11 protein-coding genes are annotated in these 19,949 nt (G+C 43.4%); all 11 read left to right on the top strand.

From position 1 onward, the window contains the following. The first annotated feature begins 596 nt into the window (after positions 1-596). Positions 597-902: a hypothetical protein gene (locus AC07UV_RS10460; protein WP_120259046.1), complete on the top strand. Its 306-nt coding sequence runs from the start codon at positions 597-599 to the stop codon at positions 900-902. 275 nt (positions 903-1,177) lie between these two features. After that, entirely contained in the window at positions 1,178-4,366 is a 3,189-nt protein-coding gene (locus AC07UV_RS10465; protein WP_495183662.1) for a SusC/RagA family TonB-linked outer membrane protein, read from the top strand. A 13-nt stretch (positions 4,367-4,379) separates the two neighbouring features. Next, complete coding sequence (locus AC07UV_RS10470; protein WP_120259044.1) at positions 4,380-6,278, top strand: RagB/SusD family nutrient uptake outer membrane protein; 1,899 nt, start codon at positions 4,380-4,382, stop codon at positions 6,276-6,278. Between the two features lie 22 nt (positions 6,279-6,300). Then, positions 6,301-7,491 carry a DUF5000 domain-containing lipoprotein gene (locus AC07UV_RS10475; protein ID WP_495183663.1) on the top strand — a complete coding sequence of 397 codons (1,191 nt, stop codon included), beginning with the start codon at positions 6,301-6,303 and terminating at the stop codon, positions 7,489-7,491. A 20-nt stretch (positions 7,492-7,511) separates the two neighbouring features. Then, entirely contained in the window at positions 7,512-8,690 is a 1,179-nt protein-coding gene (locus AC07UV_RS10480; RefSeq protein WP_495183664.1) for a DUF4998 domain-containing protein, read from the top strand. An 11-nt stretch (positions 8,691-8,701) separates the two neighbouring features. Next, positions 8,702-10,726 (top strand): alpha-galactosidase, encoded by a 2,025-nt coding sequence (locus AC07UV_RS10485; RefSeq protein ID WP_495183665.1) that lies wholly within the window; start codon positions 8,702-8,704, stop codon positions 10,724-10,726. Between the two features lie 9 nt (positions 10,727-10,735). Beyond that, positions 10,736-11,776, top strand: coding sequence for a GntR family transcriptional regulator (locus AC07UV_RS10490; protein ID WP_495183666.1), 1,041 nt, complete (start codon positions 10,736-10,738; stop codon positions 11,774-11,776). Between the two features lie 19 nt (positions 11,777-11,795). Then, the gene (locus tag AC07UV_RS10495; RefSeq protein WP_495183667.1) at positions 11,796-13,391 is read left to right on the top strand and encodes a solute:sodium symporter family transporter; all 1,596 of its coding nucleotides are present in this window, start codon (positions 11,796-11,798) and stop codon (positions 13,389-13,391) included. A 21-nt stretch (positions 13,392-13,412) separates the two neighbouring features. Then, positions 13,413-15,653 (top strand): glycoside hydrolase family 95 protein, encoded by a 2,241-nt coding sequence (locus tag AC07UV_RS10500; RefSeq protein WP_495183668.1) that lies wholly within the window; start codon positions 13,413-13,415, stop codon positions 15,651-15,653. Positions 15,654-15,665: 12 nt separating this feature from the next. Further along, on the top strand, positions 15,666-17,864 hold the full coding sequence (locus AC07UV_RS10505; protein WP_495183669.1) for an alpha-galactosidase: 2,199 nt from the start codon (positions 15,666-15,668) through the stop codon (positions 17,862-17,864). 97 nt (positions 17,865-17,961) lie between these two features. After that, a complete protein-coding gene (locus AC07UV_RS10510; RefSeq protein ID WP_495183670.1) occupies positions 17,962-19,947 on the top strand; it encodes a sialate O-acetylesterase in 1,986 nt (661 codons plus the stop codon). Positions 19,948-19,949 lie beyond the last annotated feature (2 nt).

A 19,949-nucleotide genomic window follows, 5' to 3' on the forward strand; every position in this document is an offset into this window, starting at 1 on the left:
GGTTTAATGGTGATTTTATTTTCTGTTAATTTTATACCGATTCTCTTTTTTGTGAATCATTGACCTTTTATCAAAGTTGTACCGTTGCTAAAAACGGAAAAACTAGCCCTTCTTAAAAAGATTGCCTCTTTTCTTTGCTTATTTATTGGTGATTCTTTGGTTATTTATTACTTATTCTAGGCCGTTTCTTCGAACCTTCTTCGAGACTGCTAGGGACCTGGCTTGCTTCTGGCTTGCTATTTCTTTGGTATTCCGTTGCTGTTTCTTTGTTATAATGTTAAAGAAATAGGATCAAAACGGTAAACAAAAAGCAAAGAAAATGCAAACGATGGGTTAGGTTGGTTCCTATAATCTTCCTGAAAGGTGCCTATCCTAAATTGGCGATACCAATTTATGAGTAAATCCTGAATTGGTTATACACGATAGTTTTTATTCCAATGGGTATTAACACTGCACAAGGACTAACTAAGGACAGCGGGAGGTTTTGATATCAAAAAGCAGGACTTTATGGAAGTATAGTCATATTTGCGTTGGCTTTCTGTCCTCATCTGAGTAATTATTTGGATAAGCAATATTTTTTTTGTATATTGCTGGTTATGAGTTTTAAAGACAAATTAGAGAACTGGCGCACGTCAATCAATCGCGCCGGTAGTGGTGAGGAATTGTATATTTTGCTTTTGAACTACAAAAGGTTTATCAATAAAAATTGGATGGACGATTTTGGTGATCCGGGCAACTGGAAATCCGAACTAAATCAGGTCATCAGCAAAGTAAGAAAGAAAGTGGATGTGGCAGACATTCGAAATTGTGGGGATCTGTCGTCTTATCAGGACGATGCCCGACAGACTGCACATTCGCTCAATCATACCTTAAAATATCACCACTCATTGACAAAAGGGTAGGCTAGGCCTACCTTTTTTTTGTGTAAAATTTTCTAAATAGATTCCCTAGCGGTATATAACCTCACTCTTTACGGTATATACCGCTTTATTTATATAACAAATCCCACCTTTTGGAGTTGCCCTCTGGTGCCGTATATCGTACAAACAGAAGCTATTATTAAAAAATATTTGCGGATGTCGGAAAATGTTTTTACTATTGTATAGTAGTATAGAATAGTATAGATTAATACTCGCCATACTACTGTATAATAACCAATCTAGAAGAAGACCAATTTATGATCTACCACATGTATTACCGAATCTGTAAATGGCAGCGATGTAGTCTTGTCTTCCTTTTTATGCTAATGGCTGGTTTTGCGCACGCACAGACCCAATCGTTTGAATTGAGAGGAGTTGTATTGGATAGCGTCGGACATTTACCCATTTCCAATGTTACAATTGCCTTTATGGGAAAGAATGCAGTTGTATCAACGGATGCACAGGGACAATTTCTGATTAAAGATGCACACATCAACGATCATCTTGTCCTGACTTCGGTCGGATTCGACCGCAAAACTGTTCAGGTCACAAGTACCAACCGTATGACCATTTACTTATCCTCATCAAGTTCCAATCTGGATGAAGTGACTGTCGTAGCCTACGGTACGCAGAAAAAAACGAGCATGGTGGCCTCCATTACCTCGATCAATCCGAAAGAAATTAAGGGACCAACATCCAATCTGACCTCCATGCTGGCGGGTCGGGTAGCAGGACTAATTGCTTACCAACGGAGTGGGGAACCAGGTAATGACAACGCTTCCTTCTTTATTCGCGGCGTCGGTTCTTTTGGCGCTGGGAAAAAGGATCCTTTGATTTTGATCGACGGAATGGAATCCAATACCACCGCACTGGCCCGCTTACAGCCTGATGATATCGCTGGTTTTTCCGTACTGAAAGATGCAGCAGCCTCTTCGTTATATGGCGCTAGAGGTGCAAATGGGGTTGTTTTGGTCAACACCAAAAGCGGTATTGTCGGTAAGGCAAAATTCAATGCACGTTTTGAGAACTCCATCTCAACCAACACGCGTAATTTTAAATTCGCCGATAATATCACCTATATGAAGATGGCTAATGAGGCGGTATTGACCAGAGATCCGAAAGGAACCCTTCCTTATAGCCAAAACAAAATTGATCATACTGAACGGGGAGACGACCCGTTGCTCTATCCCAATAATAACTGGATCGACCAACTGATAAAGGACTATACCAACAACCAGCGCTTTAACTTCAATGTCACCGGTGGGGGAAACCTTGCTCAATATTATGTCGCAGGTACCTTTAATAACGATAAGGGAATTCTGCGATCCGAAAATAGTAATAGCTTTGATAATAATATCAACCTGAAAAACTACTCCTTACGTTCTAATATTACCTTAAATGTTACCCCAACGACTATTGGAATTATCCGTACTTCGGCCCAATTTGATGACTATACAGGACCAATAGGGGGCTATGATAAATGGGGAAATCTGATCAATGGTGGACAGCGCGTATTTCGTGAAGCAATTTGGTCCAACCCGGTAATGTTTCCGGCAATTTATCCATCTTCCTATTCTCCATTTGCGACGCATCCGCTTTTCGGAAATAACTTTATCCCAACCAAAACGCTATATAACAATCCCTACGCCAATATGGTCAATGGTTTTCAGGAATATAATAGCTCCACAGTCAATGTGCAATTGGAACTGAAACAGAATTTCGATTTTATTACCAAAGGTCTATCCGCTCGCTTAATGGCCTATACACAACGCTATTCTTATTTTTCTGTCACGCGGAGCTTTAAGCCATTTTATTACAATCTGGTCCGAATCCCAGGTACCAGCAATACGGTTTTAAGTCTGCTCAACGAAAATGAGGGTACAGAATACCTGGATTACAACCAGGGAAATAAAATCCTAAATACCACGACGTACGGTGAGTTTGCTGTCAATTACAACCGCACCATCGCTGAGGACCATGATATCACAGGGATGTTGATCGGTATTATCCGTAATTATCAAACCGCTAACGGTGGCGACTTGCAGGCTTCTTTGCCTGCTCGCAACCTCGGAGTGTCAGGCCGCGCAACCTATGCCTACAAAAACCGCTACCTTTTTGAATTTAACTTTGGCTACAACGGTTCCGAACGTTTCTCTAAAGATCATCGTTTTGGTTTCTTCCCCTCTTTTGGTGTAGGGTGGAACCTAAATGAGGAAAAAATGTTTGAATTTATGACCCCTGTCGTTTCCCGCTTAAAATTGAGGGCAACCTATGGTCTGGTGGGTAACGATCAGATTGGCGAAGATCGTGATCGTTTCTTCTATCTATCGCAAGTGAATCCGAATAACGGTGGCCGAGGTTTCTCTTGGGGAAATAACTGGGATTACACACGGCCTGGTTATTCCATATCGCGGTATGAAAATCGTGATATTACCTGGGAACGGGCAAAAACCTTCGATGCTGGATTGGACCTGAATCTAAAAAATGGCTTGGGTGTGGTGTTTGATTATTACAACTCTACCCGCAGCAATATCCTGATGGTGCGTTCGAATATTCCTTCTACAACTGGTTTTCAGTCCGATATCCAGGCGAATATAGGAAAGGCGCAGAGCCGAGGATTTGACTTGGCCCTGGATTACAATAAGTCCTTTCAAAATACCTGGTGGACTCAGTTGCGGGCGAATATGACCTATGCAACCAACAAATTACTGGTTAACGAAGAGCCCGATTATCCGGCAAATTTATCCTACCTCTCTCGGCTGGGACATCCGATCAAACAATCGTATGGTCTGATTGCTGAACGTCTGTTTGTCGATGATATCGAAGCGGAAAACTCGCCGCTACAAAATTTTGGTGGCGCCTTTAGAACCATGGGTGGTGATATCAAATACAGGGATATCAATGGCGATGGTAAAATCACGGATTTAGACAAAGTGCCGATCGGTTATCCGACAGATCCTCAAATTATTTATGGTATGGGTTTTTCTGTGGGTTTCAAAGGCTTTGATGTCAGTGCATTCCTACAGGGATCTGCCCGTTCATCATTCTTTATTGATCCGGGAAATATTACACCTTTTGCGATCAACGGACCTTATCAAAACGGTTTGTTGCAGGAAGTGGCAAACAGCTATTGGTCCGAAGATAACCAGGACGTTAGGGCTCTGTGGCCACGCTTGACGGATGGTTTTAACAACAATAATAATCAGTTTTCAACCTGGTGGATGCGTAATGGCGCATTCTTACGATTGAAATCTGTTGAATTGGGCTACAATCTCCCAAATCAGTTTCTCAACAAGTTTAAGATGTCCAATGTCCGTTTTTATGTCAATGCACTCAACCTTGCCGTATGGAGCAAATTTAAGATGTGGGATCCTGAAATGGGTGGTGAAGGATTAGGCTATCCTGTGCAGGCTGTGTATAACGTAGGTATTAACGTAGGATTTTAAAAGGCAGTTTATCATGAAAAATCTAAGATTAATTAAATTACTGGTTGCGTCAGGTTTATTGTTTTTTCAATCCTGCAACTATTTGGATGTCGTACCGGACAATGTGGCGACAATAGATAATGCATTTACGATGCGTAGCGAAGCAATAAAGTACTTGGCTACCTGTTATTCATACCTGCCGCCGGATGGTGATCCCACCAGAAATCCAGCTTACCTTGCAGGGGATGAATTCTGGCTGGACTACCCAACCCTCAGTATTGATGGAACAAACTGGAATATTGCCCGTGGAAATCAGAACGTCACCAATCCTTACGTGAACTATTGGGATGGTTATATGTATAATGCCATTCGCGACTGTAATATTTTTCTGGAAAATATTCGTAATCCCGAAAAAGTACGTGATATGACACAGGACGAGCGTACCACTTGGGAAGGAGAGGTGATGTTCTTAAAAGCATACTATCACTTTATGTTGATGCGGCATTACGGACCTATTCCTACAATGGATGTCAACTTATCTGTAAATACTTCTATCGAGGATGCAAAAGTTAAACGCCAGCCTATTGATGAGGTTGTCGATTATATTGTCAAGGTTCTTGACGAGGCAATTCCTAAACTACCCAATACGGTCCAGTCTCCGGTTACGGATTTGGGCCGTATTACCAAGCCTATTGCCTTAGGGATTAAAGCAAAAGTATTATTATATGCCGCGAGTCCGTTGTTCAACGGTAATACGGATTATGCGACCTTTAAAAATGTTGATGGGACACTGTTCTTCAACCAGAGCTTTCAGTTGGAAAAATGGCAGAAGGCCGCACGTGCTGCAAAGGAAGCGATTACCGCATGCGAGAACCTGGGAATGGGTCTATACCAATTTCCTGGTACTGTATTTCCGCTCTCCGATACGACAATGATTCAAATGAGCGTTCGCAATGCTGTGACTGAAAAATGGAACAAGGAGATTATCTGGGCAAATCCGACGTCACGGGCCTGGCAGATGCAGTATTCATCCATGGCACATATTGATCCCAATAATGCAGGTAATAACAGTGTACATGGTACCTTAGCACCTTCCTTAAAGATTGTTGACCAATTCTATACCCGAAATGGCGTGCCAATGGACGAAGATAAAACCCTGGATTTTAGTAATAAGAATCAGCTTCGTTCGGGTAACTATGCAGAGCGGTTCAATAATATTCAGAATTATCAGACTGCACGTGTACATTTTGATCGCGAAAATAGGTTTTACGCCAATGTTGGTTTTGACGGGGGGATCTGGTTTATGGAAAATAGTCCAAGCCGTAGTGATGAAAATACCTGGACCACACAGTTGCGCCTGGGATTATTTGGCAGCGGACTCTCTATTCCTGTGACGACATACTATCCCAAAAAATTAGTGAATTGGAAATTTGCTTTCAAAGATGGCAATAGTTCACACATTGAAGAATATCCTTGGCCGATGATGCGCCTGGCGGATCTGTACTTGATGTATGCCGAAGCCTTGAACGAAAGCGAGGGACCAACAGCCGATGTCTTTTTATACCTCGATAAAATTCGGAAAAGGGCTGGGTTGGAGGGTATCCAAGAATCCTGGTCAAAGTATGCGTTAAATCCTGCTAAACCGACAAGTAAGCAAGGCTTGCGCAGCATTATCCAACGTGAACGGAATATTGAAATGAGCTTTGAGGGATCACGTTTTTGGGATCTGAAACGCTGGAAGCTGGCGGCACAGGAACTGAATAAAAACATTACCGGCTGGGATAGAAACCAGGATAAAGATCATCCCGAACTTTTCTATAAAGAGCAGACCTTTTTTCAACAACGTTTTGTGGCACCGAGAGATTACTTCTGGCCGATAAGGGAAAACAACCTTTTGGTCAATCCCAACTTAGTACAAAACCCAGGTTGGTAATCCCTTATTAAATAGAAAAATTATGAAAAATCTAAAATATTTAAACTATTGCTATGTCCTGATCGGTCTTTTTTATCTATTGGCTGGTTGTAAAGAGGAAAAGGGATGGACGCTGCTTGAAGATGACCAAACGAAACCAGGTATTGTGCAAAATACTTCTGTTACCAACGGCTACGGACAGGCAACGATACATTACAGTTTACCGTCCAGTCAAAATGTATTGTATGTAAAGGCCGAATATGTCATGGCCAATGGACAGACACGGATTGTAAAATCATCAACCTATAAAAATGAGATCTTAATCGACGGTTTTCCGGATACACAAAAACATATTGTAAAGCTTTACGCCGTCAATAAGGCCGAAGTGGCTTCAGATGCTGTGGACGTTACAGTAGAACCTAAAACACCGATTTTTGATCTCGTATTCGGGCAAATGAAAATTGCGCCGACATTTGGCGGCGTCCGGATAAGTTCAATCAATCAGGAAAAAGGTGATGTCGTTATTGTCCCTATGGTTGACTCCCTGAATAATGGGGAATATTTGCCTTTGGACAACTATTATAGCCAGGATTCCCTGATCTTATATAATATCCGCGGACTGAAATCCCGTGAAATGAAATTTGCCTTTTATGTGCGTGACCAATGGTTAAATAAATCGGATACGTTGTATACCTCGCTGACACCTCTGGAAGAAAATCTTTTTCCGAGACAGCAGTTTGCAGCATTACACTTACCGGGGGATGCGCAGTATATGTACGGGACGACTTCGGAAATGATGTGGGACGGCAACATGAATCCCTCCCGATGGCCAGCCTTATATACAGTTGAAAGTGCCGGTGCTCCGCAATCCCTGACTTTTTCTATCGGTAAGGAAGCAAAATTAAGCCGTGTCGTGATTTTCCCCCGTCGGGAAAATGGTTTTTACGATAAGGGTAACATGCGTGAATTTGAAGTCTGGGGAAGTAACAGTCCAAATCTGGATGGCTCCTGGGAATCTTGGTCTAAACTGGCAACCTGTACCGTGCGAAAACCTTCGGGTACTCCAGCTGGAACAAATACCAACGCAGATGAAGTATATGGCATCGCAGGTTGGTCTTTTGATATGCCCGAAGATGCACCAAAATACAAATATCTACGGATCCGCAATCTGCGCAACTGGCGTGGTAGTTACTTTATCCAGATTGCCCAAGTACAAGTATGGGGTGTTTATTAACTATTAAAAAGAAAATGAAGATGAGAACATATCTATGCATACTGGCCTTGTTCGGCGTTTGTTTATTCGGCGCATGTTCTAAGATGGATGAATTTACCAAATTCACCGATGGACAGGAAATAGTATATCCTGCGAAGCTGGATTCCATCAAAATACGTTCGGGAAAATATCGTGTACAAGTAGATGGCATCTTTCGGGTGAATGCCGGAGTTTCCGAGCTGCGCGTGTATTGGAACAGTAGACAGGATTCCATGAAGTTTCCGGTAAAATTGACTGATGCTATCGATACCGTACATTATGTGATTGAAAATCTACCAGAAGGGCCCATGAATTTCGAAATCCGTACAGTAGATAGCCAAGGAAGATTTTCGGTGCCGACCTTTCTTGTTGGAAACGTTTATGGCGATCGTTATCGTGAAGGACTTTTCCAGCGGACAATATTGGATCAGAATTTTATGGCTGATCAACAATTTCAACTTGCCCTACAGGATGTGACACCGAGTGTGGGATTCTATGCCGTTCGCATGACTTATAAGAATCAAAACAATACAATTACGGATACCGTGGTGCGGACGAAAGAACTGAATGAGAAAATTAATCTCTTGGACTATCTGCCGAATCAGGAGATTGCTTACCAGACTGTATTTCGGCCTGATAGCAATGCGATTGATACCTTTATGGTGCAGCGCAACAAACTACCGATAAAAAAAGGCGACATCAGTATTTGGTGTCTGAAGAATTACAAAACTCCGTTTACAGCGACGGCTTTCGATGGCAACCGTTGGGGAAATCTGGATCATTGGATAACCAATAGGAGCATGAAAAACCATAATGGTTATGGTGGCTTTGGTTCGGATGATGGGGGTGTGGTTAATATTGAAGCCGGATGGGGCGCTCCAGCGATCGTAAATGGTAAAATTGAGCAAAAAGTAACCTTATTTCCTGGTAAATATCGTTTTTTTTGTAACTTATCCTGGACAAATTATGATCAACCGCCAGCAAAACTGGTCGTAAGCAAAGCAAATAGTGGAATTCCAGATCTTGAGCAAATTCAACAGGCAATGGCCCATGCAGACGTAAAATCCGATGGGGTCTATTTTGAAATCAAGGAAAAAGTCACCTTAAATATGGGGATGCTGGTCAATTTTCAACCGGACCATTACATGAAGATTAACGCGTTTCAGATCAATTTACAATAATATCAAACAGAATGAAGACAGCTATTTTCGCGCTATGTTTTATGCTCAGTACAGTAATGTTAACGGCCCAGTCCTTTCAGGTAAAAAAAGGGGGGATAACCTTGGCCTACAACAAGCAGACCGGAACATATTCGCTAAGCAAAGATCAAGTCACTTATTTAAAAGATGCCAGTGCTTATCTAACACTTGCCAATGGACAAAAAATTAGTACAGACAAACTGAAGGATGGCCGTAAAGTGACTGAGACGGTAATTCAGGATAATTTGGGAAAGGGTACACGTTATACCGTTTCTTCCAAGACTACTACTGGAATAACCTTGTTACAGCATTTTTATTTCTATGACAACAGTGATATGGTTATCCTTGAACTGGAAGTCAAAGGAAAAAACCTGTCAAGTAATGAATTGGTTCCGATATGGTCCAATGCGACCATATCATCGCTTGGGAAATCACTTTATCAGGTCGCTGTTCCTTTTGACAATGATACCTTTATCTCCTACGAAAATAAGGCGATTTCTTCGAACAATAAAGTGAGTGCAGAAGTTGCTGTGGTTTACGACAGAGAGTATAGCCATGGCGTATTGATCGGTTCGTTGGATCAATCGGTCTGGAAATCGGGGATTGATATCAAAGGCGACAATGGACAGTATAACTTGATTGCTGCCAAAGCGGGATTTACCGATGTGGCTATTACACGGGATTCAATGGGCCATGGTTTTGTGAGCGGAAATGTGATCCGTTCGCCGAAATATGCGGTGTCTTATGTAAATGACTGGCGTATGGGATTGGAAAACTATGCTAAAATCCACCGTAAGTTGTCACCGCCCTATGTGAAAAAATGGCAAGGTGCGACCCCTGTGGGTTGGAATAGCTGGGGTGTGATACAAGATAAAATCAATTTTCAGAATGCCACGGCCACAGCCGAATATTTTGCGAAGGATATACCTTATTTCCGTAATGCAGGTGGCGAAGCTTTTATTGATCTGGACTCCTTTTGGGATAATATGACACCAGGCGGAATGTCGGGCGACTATACACAATTGAAGCAGTTTGTTCGCTATTGTGATTCTTTGGGTCTTAAACCCGGTGTTTATTGGGCTCCTTTTACGGACTGGGGCCATGGAAGTGGACCGGACCGCAAGGCAGAGGGAAGCCAATTTACCTTTGGCCAACTTTGGACCAAAACACAAAAAGGCTACCATAATTTAGACGGGGGGCGGGCTTTGGATCCAACACATCCTGGTACACAGGCCCGCATGGATGTGATCTTGGGAAAATTGGTCGACTGTGGGTTTAGAATGATCAAGATCGATTTTCTTTCTCATGCCGCAATCGAATCCACGGGTTTCTATGATAATAAAATTCAGACGGGTATGCAGGCATACGCTGTAGGAATGAAGCATTTGGTCAATGTTTTGCAGGGTAAGATGTTGATCTATGCAGCGATTTCTCCTTCCTTGGCGACAGCACAATTTGCACATATGCGCAGAATTGCCTGCGATGCCTGGAAGACGATAGACCAAACACAATATACATTAAACAGTGTCAGCTACGGTTGGTGGCAGACCCATCTCTATGATTTTATTGATGCAGACCACCTGGTCTTTCACGATGAAAGTCCTGAAGTCAATAAAGCAAGATTGCTTTCAGGCGTTGTAACGGGGACCATTATCCTTGGCGATGACTTGTCGAAAAAGGAAAACTGGCAACCTAAGATGAATCAATATCTGCAGGATCCCGAAATTTTAAAGATTATAGCTGATGGTAAGAGCTTCCGTCCGGCAGGATTTGTAGAAGGAAAAGCTGCAAATACCTATTATTACAAAAAGATAGGAACAGATCTGTATGTGGCGGTATTTAATTACAATACCACCCCGGCAGCAATAAACATAGATTTTAAACAGATTGGCCTAACGCCAAACAAAAAATATAAGGCGGTGGACTTGTTTGATAAAACAAATCAAGAGCTTAGCGCTGAAAAATCCATTGCCTTTGAGCAAGCAGGAGCAAAATTATTTAAAATTGCCCTGCTTTAATCACAACGTATGAAGTTAAGCAAAGAAGAACATTTTAAAGTATTGATCGATCGGATCAAACGCTTGGAAGCATTGAATACTCTGTCAAAACATGAATGTATTGTACAAGGGGTATTGGACGCCATTGACGCTAATGAGCTGGAGGTACATGCCAGCTTACCTTCTGTCAATAACTTGATCCAATACCTAGGCTATGCACGCGAGACATTTGCCAAGGCTTATCGGGATCTGATTGCCCATGGTGTCGTGGAATCAAAAAACAGAAAGGGATATTTTGTGGTGAGCAACAATACGCAGATGAAACAAAAAGTTGCGGTACTGTTATATGCATACGATACCTTTCAAGATACATTGGTGAATGAATTGCGGGCAAATCTTCCGGAGGAGGTAACAGTGGATCTCTTTTTCCATCACAACAACATGGAGACTTTTGAAGATATTTTCAATCGTATCCAGGGGCGATATACCGTATATATTGTCGCTCCAATTGAAAATAAAGAATCTGACTTGCTGCTACGTTCCATCCCGGCTTCCAAATTATTGATTATCGATCGCTTGGTGGATCTCGGCGAAGACTATTCCTATGTGTCACAGGAATTTGAGGAGGCAACCTATGCTGTATTTCAAGAACTTTACCCAAAGATCAAAAAATATAAAGAAGTGATCTTCTATTTTCGGGAAAATACAGCCGAACCCAATGAAATCAAAGATGCTTTCTTACGCTTTCTAAAAGAGTATAAAGTAAAAGGGCGTATCGAAAAGCAATATCATGTAGGCGACCTAAAAAAGGGAAAGCTCTATTTTACCATTCATAATCCTGAGTTGTACCAAATGCTGAAAGAAGTTTTGCAAAAAGATTGGACCTTGGGGCAGGATCTAGGTATTCTTTCTCATAATGATGATGTCATCAAAGAGATTATTAGTGGCGGTATTACCACCTTTTCGACAAGTTTTGCGCGGATCGGATCGGAGGCGGCCAGGTTTGTGCTGGAAAGAACATTGATCAGGGAAGTTGTGCCAACAACATTGGCAGACCGCAACTCCGTATAAAATAGGGAAGGTTTTTACGATGATAGTTTTTAGTTTTTGTCTTTTTACTGGTCTGGTTGCTTTGGGATCTTTATGGAAGTTTAAGACCAATTATTCCAATACATTAAACGGTTTCTTTCTTGCCGGAAAGAGCAACAGTTTTTGGATGGTCGGTTCGGCTTTGCTATTGACCAATCTGAGCGCCAATCAGTTTATAGGTGAAAATGAATCGGTCTATATCAATAATCTTTCGGTGATCGGTTGGGGGGTAAGCTCTGTGGTCGCCATGCTCTTGGTTTCGGAATTTTTGCTGCCCATTTATTTCAAACATGGCTTTCGTACAGTACCGGACTTTTTGGCATTGCGGTTTGACTCCAAAACCAAAATATTGGTCTCTATTCTGATCTTGATCGGGTATATTGTTAACTTATTGCCGCCGGTATTATACGGTGGCGCGCTTAGTCTGACCACAATGTTTGATGTGCCAGGACTGCTGCATATCAGTTATTGGCAGAGTATCTGGCTATTGGTCTGGGCATTGGGTATCATCGGCAGTTTATACAGCATATTGGGGGGATTGAAGCTGATTTCGTTGTCCGACATGGGACTCGGGCTCTGTTTGTTTATACTTGCTGTGCTCATTCCGATTTTCGCGTTTTGGCAGCTGGGTAATGGTGATATCTGGACTGGTGTATTGCAACTGTTTCACGATAAAAGAGATCATCTCAATGCGGTGGGATCAAAACAGGATGCAGTGCCTTTCTCCACCTTGTTTACAGGGATGTTGCTGATCAATTTCTATTACTGGGGAATGGAACCTTATATTGCGCAACAGGCATTAAGCGCTAAAAATTTAAAAGAAGCACAGAAGGGAATGACTTTGGCTGCCGGTGGAAAACTCCTGATGCCACTATTGATCAATTTACCTGGTCTCCTGGCGGTACACTTATTACCGCATGTGCAGCCTACAGCTTCCGTTTTTCCAAAACTTATTGTACTGATCTTTCCGGATGTACTGATTGGCTTTTCCTTGGCATTGGTCTTTGGTGCTGCAATGACTACCTATACAGCCGGCCTTCAGAGCTGTGGTAGCTTATTTATTTTTAATATCTACAAGCCTTATTTGGAATATAAGAAAAGAGACCTTAATGAAAAAGAACTGGTCAGAAAAGGGAAACTGTTTGAATTGATCATCTCTATCTCGGCCATGTTTATTGCACCTTTTATTCTCTTTGCTCACGATGGTTTTTATACGTACTTACAAACGGTATCGGGGCTGTTCAATATGCCGATCTTCACCATTATGATCTTGGGGATTCTCTCCCGCCGTGTGACACCAAGGATGGCACAAATTGGCTTGTTCCTGTACATGTTTAGTTATTTTCTGCTGGTGTTTGTATGGAAGACAGAACTACACTATCTGCACCTGTTCGCACTACTATTTATCGCTGTTGCGCTAGTCATCTGGAGTGGAAGTAAATTGAGCCAGCCAAACTACCTATCGGTCTATCAATTTGAGTTTTCAGGTCAGGACAAAGGTAGTTATTGGAAGGGGAGGTACGGGGTTGGCACCTTTCTCATTCTATTGATGATTGTCATCTATTTTGTTTTTTCACCATTGGGCATCGCTCAATAAATTGTATAAGTCGCTATGTTAATGCACAGAAAAATTAAATACCTCATCTTTACATGCTTGACCCTTTGCTCAGCCACAACCTATGCACAACGCTATTACCTCTGGGATAATAAGCCCGCAACGGACTGGATGACCGAAGCTTACCCCATCGGAAATGGGCGAATTGGCGCCATGATCTTTGCTGGAGTAAATCAAGAACATATTCAATTTAATGAAAATAGCCTATGGACTGGTGATGAACAGGAAACGGGCGCTTATCAGGCTTTCGGTGATCTTTTTGTTCGCTTTGATTCCAATGTTAACAAGTCTTTTACAGCTTATAGCCGGAAATTGAATTTGGATAAGGGGCTGCATGAAACCGCCTATCAGCAGGATGGACAGCAGATCAATCGACGGTATTTTGCCAGTCAGCCGGATCAGGTCATGGTATTTGACTATACAAACAGTAAAAAAGGGAAACTGAATGCCGTAATTGCACTGCAAGATGCACATGGACAGACCGTACAAGTGGAAGATGGCCATTTACGGTTTCAGGGTAAGCTAGCCAATGGCATGCAGTATGCTGCCCAGGTGCAGGTACAGGTGGTCGGTGGCTCACTTTCCGAAACAAAAGATGAAAAAGGACAGGCCGTCCTTACGGTAAAATCTGCTGATAGAATCGTTCTGCTACTGAGTGCGGCAACAGATTATGCCAATACGCGGGCAACAAAATGGAAGTCGGCTGAAAATCCAGTACACGCCAATGAACGTTATCTGAACCAAGCGATAAAATATGGCATAGATAAACTATTGGCAAGGCACGTCGCAGATTATACGGCACTGTTCAACCGGGTGGATCTGGATCTTGACCATAGTCAGTTGGATGGCAAACAGACGACAAAAATGTTGTTGGAAGCATATAAAAAACAGCCGATCCCGGCGCTAGAAGCCTTGCTGTACCAGTATGGACGCTATCTTTTAATCAGTTCCTCCCGAAAAGGTGGCCTGCCAGCAAATTTACAGGGACTCTGGAACAACAGCAACAATCCGCCATGGCGCTCGGACTACCATTCCAATATCAATGTGCAGATGAACTATTGGCCTGCCGAAGTGGCCAATCTGAGTGAATCGGCCTGGCCTTACCTCGATTATATCAATAGCATGCGCGAGGTAAAGAAAGTAAATACACAAAAGGAATTTCCGGGCGTACGGGGCTGGACCGTAAAGACCGAAAATAATATCTTCGGTGGCGAGAGTTTTCTTTGGAACACCCCTGGAAGTGCTTGGTATGCGCAGGCCCTGTGGGAACATTATGCCTTTAATAAGGATGGGAAGTATCTACGCGAGTTTGCATATCCAATTTTAAAAGAAGTAAGTGAATTTTGGGATGATCGTCTGGTACGAAGACCGGACGGAACTGTGGTGGCACCACAGGGTTGGTCGCCAGAACATGGCCCCACGGAGGATGCCGTGAGCTATGACCATCAGATTATTTACGATCTCTTTAACAACTACATCCAGGCAAGCACAGTTTTAAATATTGACGCTGACTATCGTAAACATATTACGGCACTTCGCGATGCATTGCTCAAACCCAAGATTGGTCAATGGGGGCAGTTGCAGGAATGGGAAACCGATCGTGATGATCCACAGGACAAACATCGCCATGTATCGCATTTGTTTGGCCTATATCCCGGCAATCAATTCTCGGTTTTGAAAACACCTGAACTTGCCAAGGCTGCACGAGTCACCCTGACCGCACGTGGCGACGAATCTACCGGTTGGTCCATGGCCTGGAAGGTTGCCTTTTGGGCGAGATTACAGGATGGAAATCATGCCTATAAGATTTTAACGAATTTCATTAACCTCGTCGGTGGAGAGGGCATCGATTATAACAATGGAGGCGGAGTGTATGCCAACTTGCTCTGTGCGCATCCACCCTTTCAGATTGACGGCAACCTCGGTTATGTGGCTGCCCTGAGTGAAATGTTGCTACAATCGCAAACTGATGTTCTGGAATTACTTCCTGCCTTGCCCGATCGTTGGTCTGCCGGGACAGTCAAAGGACTCAAAGCCCGGGGCAATGTACAGCTAGATAAGATGGAATGGAATAACAGAAGTATTACGCAGCTCGTCCTTTCTTCGCCGAAGGATCAAACAATTCAGGTATTAAGTCCTTCCAGATTAGAAGGTCTTGCATTGCAAGAGCAAGTCAATGGCAAATACCTTTACAAGATTCAACTGAAAGCAAACAAAATAGTCAAGTTCGTTAACAAATCCTAAATCTATTTATATATGCCAACCCATCATTTTAAACATGTTGTACTCGGGCTCTTGATGACTCAAGGGCTTGTCCATCTGGATGTGCAGGCGCAGTCCAAACAGATTCCCATTGAAACCAGATCAAATGCACTTGTATTGGAGTACGATTCCACGAAAACACTGAAAATGCTCTATTACGGTGAAAAATTGAGTGATTCAAAAGAATATGCGACCATTGCAAGCGGTTATAGACAATTGACAGACTATAGTGGCCTATCCAATGCGGCTTATACCCCTTCAGGTTCAAAAAATCTACTGGAACCTGCCATTAGTCTTGTCCATGCCGATGGTAATCGCTCCCTGGACTTGCGCTATGAAAAGCATGCGGTGAAAGACCTGGATGCCAATGTTAAACAGCTTGATATCACGCTGAAAGATCCAGTATATGATATTTACGTCGTGTTACACTACAAATCATTTTCGAATGAGAACATCATTGAGCAGTGGGCAACTATCCAGAATAAAGAAAAAAAAGTTGTTACCCTCGAAAAGTTTGCTTCGGCCAACCTGACCCTGCGCTCAAAAGCGTATTGGTTGCGGCAGTATCATGGCGACTGGGCAAAAGAAATGCAGGTGGAGGAGACCCCATTGACGCACGGCATCAAAGTGTTGGACAGTAAACTCGGAACACGCGCAAACTTATTCCAACCGCCTTCCTTTATAGTGTCATTGGGCAAGGCGGCATCCGAAGATGAAGGAACCGTCCTGATGGCAAGCCTTGGGTATAGCGGAAATTTTAAGGTGGATTTTGAAGTCGACTACCTCAATAACTTACGTATTATCGCCGGAATAAATAATTATGCTTCCAATGTGAAACTGGCCAGCAACCAAGAGTTTACAACGCCCAAATTGATTTATACCTTATCGACGAAGGGAAAAGGAGAGGCTTCCCGGAACTTGCACAACTGGGCTCGTAAATATCAGTTGTTGGATGGAAATGGCGAACGCCTGACTTTACTTAATAATTGGGAGGCGACCTACTTTGATTTTAATGAGCAAAAATTGAAAGGACTGCTTCAGGATACCAAGAAACTAGGAGTGGACCTTTTTTTATTGGATGATGGCTGGTTTGGAAATAAATATCCGCGTAATAGTGATCACTCGAGCTTGGGAGATTGGCAACCTAACCGCACAAAATTGCCCAATGGTATTGCGACGCTTGTGGAAGAAGCGACTAAACAAGGTGTTAAATTTGGTATCTGGGTAGAACCCGAAATGGTCAGCCCCAAATCCGAACTCTACGAGCAACATCCGGATTGGGTCGTTAAACAGCCACAGCGGGAAGAACATTACTTCCGCAATCAGCTAATCCTGGATCTGACAAATCCCAAGGTGCAGGATTTTGTTTTTCATATCTTGGACGACCTGTTTACTAAAAATCCGGCATTGGCATACATTAAATGGGACTGTAATGCGGTGATATACAATGCGCATTCCGCATTTCTGAAAGATCAGGGCGCCTTTTATATTTCGTATGTGGAAGGCCTTTATAAGGTGTTGGAACGTATTCGTGCAAAGTATCCAAAGGTGCCGATGATGTTATGTTCGGGCGGTGGTGGTCGTGTGGACTATGCGGCACTTCGGTACTTTACTGAATTTTGGCCTTCGGATAATACTGATCCGCTGGAACGTATTTTTATGCAGTACGAGTATTCGTACTTTTTCCCGGCAATTAGTACCTCAAACCATGTGACAGACTGGGGAAAACAGCCGCTCAAATTCCGTACGGATGTGGCTATGATGGGCAAACTGGGTTTTGATATTGTGGTGAGTCACCTGAATGAGCAGGATCTGTTATTCTCCCAGCAGGCGGTAAAGAATTACGAGGCGCTTAAAGCAACAATCTGGCATGGGGATCAGTATCGTTTGGCCGATCCGCGTGAAGGTGACTTTGCCGCCCTGAGTTATGTGAATAGCAAAAAAACAGAAGCTGTCATCTTCAACTATCTGGTCAATAACCGTTATGGCATAGGTTCAACGGATCCAGTGCGTTTAAAAGGACTAGATGCCCAAAAACAATACCGGGTGGAGGAGATCAACTTGTATCCGGGAACCAAGTCGAGCTTAGGCCAGGGACAAACCTATTCGGGCGATTACCTGATGAAAGTCGGTGTGAATCCCGATCTGAATAGCAACCGTTCCAGCGTTTTGCTGAAGATCTCGGCACTTTAAAAAAATAACTGTGGCACATCCGAAGCTCCGATTTCAACAGTCGGGACTTCGGATGCGCCAAATTTATAAACCCAATTGAGCAATAAACTCAAAAATCATGATAAAACCTAAACAGTATAAGAGGACTCTTCTGGCCCTGCTACTCAGCGTTGCCAGTGGATTTTCTACCCTACAGGCCAAAGTACAGCTGCCTGCCTTTATTGGCGATAATATGGTACTGCAGCAGAAAGAGAAGGTCAAGATCTGGGGAACCAGTACCGCAGTAGGCAAGGAACTTAGCGTAAACAGCAGCTGGAATAACAAAAACTATCAGGTAGAAGTCGATCAACAGGGGAGATGGAAAGTCTTCTTGGAGACACCGAAATACGGTGGACCCTACCAAATTACAATCAATGATGGGGATCAATTGATCCTAAATAATATTTTGATCGGTGAAGTCTGGTTCTGTTCGGGGCAATCAAATATGGAAATGCCCCTGGCGGGTTGGGGTAAGATCAATAACTTCGAGCAGGAAATCAAAGCAGTCAACTTCCCCAATATTCGCATTTTGCAGATTCCAAAAGCAACGGCCAATCAACCTAGTACAGCAGTTAAGGTGGAGTCTGGTGGATGGAATCCTGTAACGCCACAAAGTATTCCAGAGTTTTCGGCGACGGCCTATTTTTTTGCACGTGAGATCTACGAGAAAACGGGAATCCCCATCGGTTTGATCCATTCCTCCTGGGGCGGAACAATTATTGAAGCCTGGATGAGCCGAGAGGCACTTACACCATTTTCAATCTATACGGCGGCCATCGAAAAAATCCAACGCCCAGATGCACAGGAAGTCTATGCGAAAGATCTGGCCGAATGGAATCGCGTTGCCGAACAGCAGGATCAGGTGAAGACAGCAACGCAAGGCGAGTGGTTTGCGCCACAACTGGATAAAAGCACCTGGTCTACGATTACTATTCCCAGCTTTTTTGACCAAAACCTGTTTCCGGGTATGGACGGTGTCGTTTATTTTGGCAAAGACGTTGCGCTGCCGGCACATTGGCAGGGTAAACCTCTCAAGTTGATTTTGGGAGCGATTGATGACAACGACATCACTTATGTCAATGGTACAAAAGTGGGGGAAACTGTCGGATACGACCAGATTCGGAAGTATACTGTTCCTGCAACGGCCAACAACGGCAGCCTATTGCATATTGCCGTCCGGGTATTTGATGGCGCCGGAGACGGAGGAATATATGGCGGTACAGAACAGCCACGACTGGAAGGACCGAATGGGGAGCAGATTTCTCTCGTTGGAGACTGGAAATGCAAAGTAGGTTATGATCTGGCGAAGCTGCCCGCAAAGCCTAACGCGATGGAGGGGCCCAATAGACCGACTGTACTCTACAATGCTATGGTTAAACCTTTTGTGGATTTTAAAATAAAAGGAGCCATTTGGTATCAGGGAGAAAGTAATGCAGATTCAAAAGATGCACCTTACGAGCAACTGCTGCCAGCACTGATTCAGGACTGGCGCCAGCAGTGGAACAACGAAAAGATGCCTTTTTATTTTGTGCAATTGGCAAATTATAAGGAGAAGAAGTCGGCACCGCAATCTTCTTCATGGGCGAGATTACGAGAGGCGCAGCGCCAAACGCTCAAACTGCCTTACACAGGTATGGCTGTTATTGCTGATATCGGTGATGCAGTGGATATTCATCCAAAAAATAAACAGGATGTCGGTAGAAGGCTTGGCTGGATTGCAACAGCGCAGCTTTATGGAAAGAAGATCCCTTATTCGGGTCCTGTCCTTGAACATTGGATCACAAAGGGGACAGAGATGCAGCTCAGCTTTAACCCTATGGGCAAAAAACTGGTGCTGAAAGATGGGGATAAACTGAAAGGTAGTTTTACCATTGCTGGTGCAGATCAGGTCTTTTACCCCGCTGAGGTCAAACAGGTGGGAAATAGGCTGATCGTATTCGCTAAAGAAGTGCTGTCGCCGGTGGCAGTGCGTTACGGCTGGGCCGATAACCCGGACCTGATTTTGTATAATGATGCTGGGATGGCCGGATCTCCTTTCCGGACAGATGACTGGACAAAAAACTAAGG

The sequence above is a fragment of the Sphingobacterium sp. GW821-FHT03E03 genome, assembly GCF_059420745.1.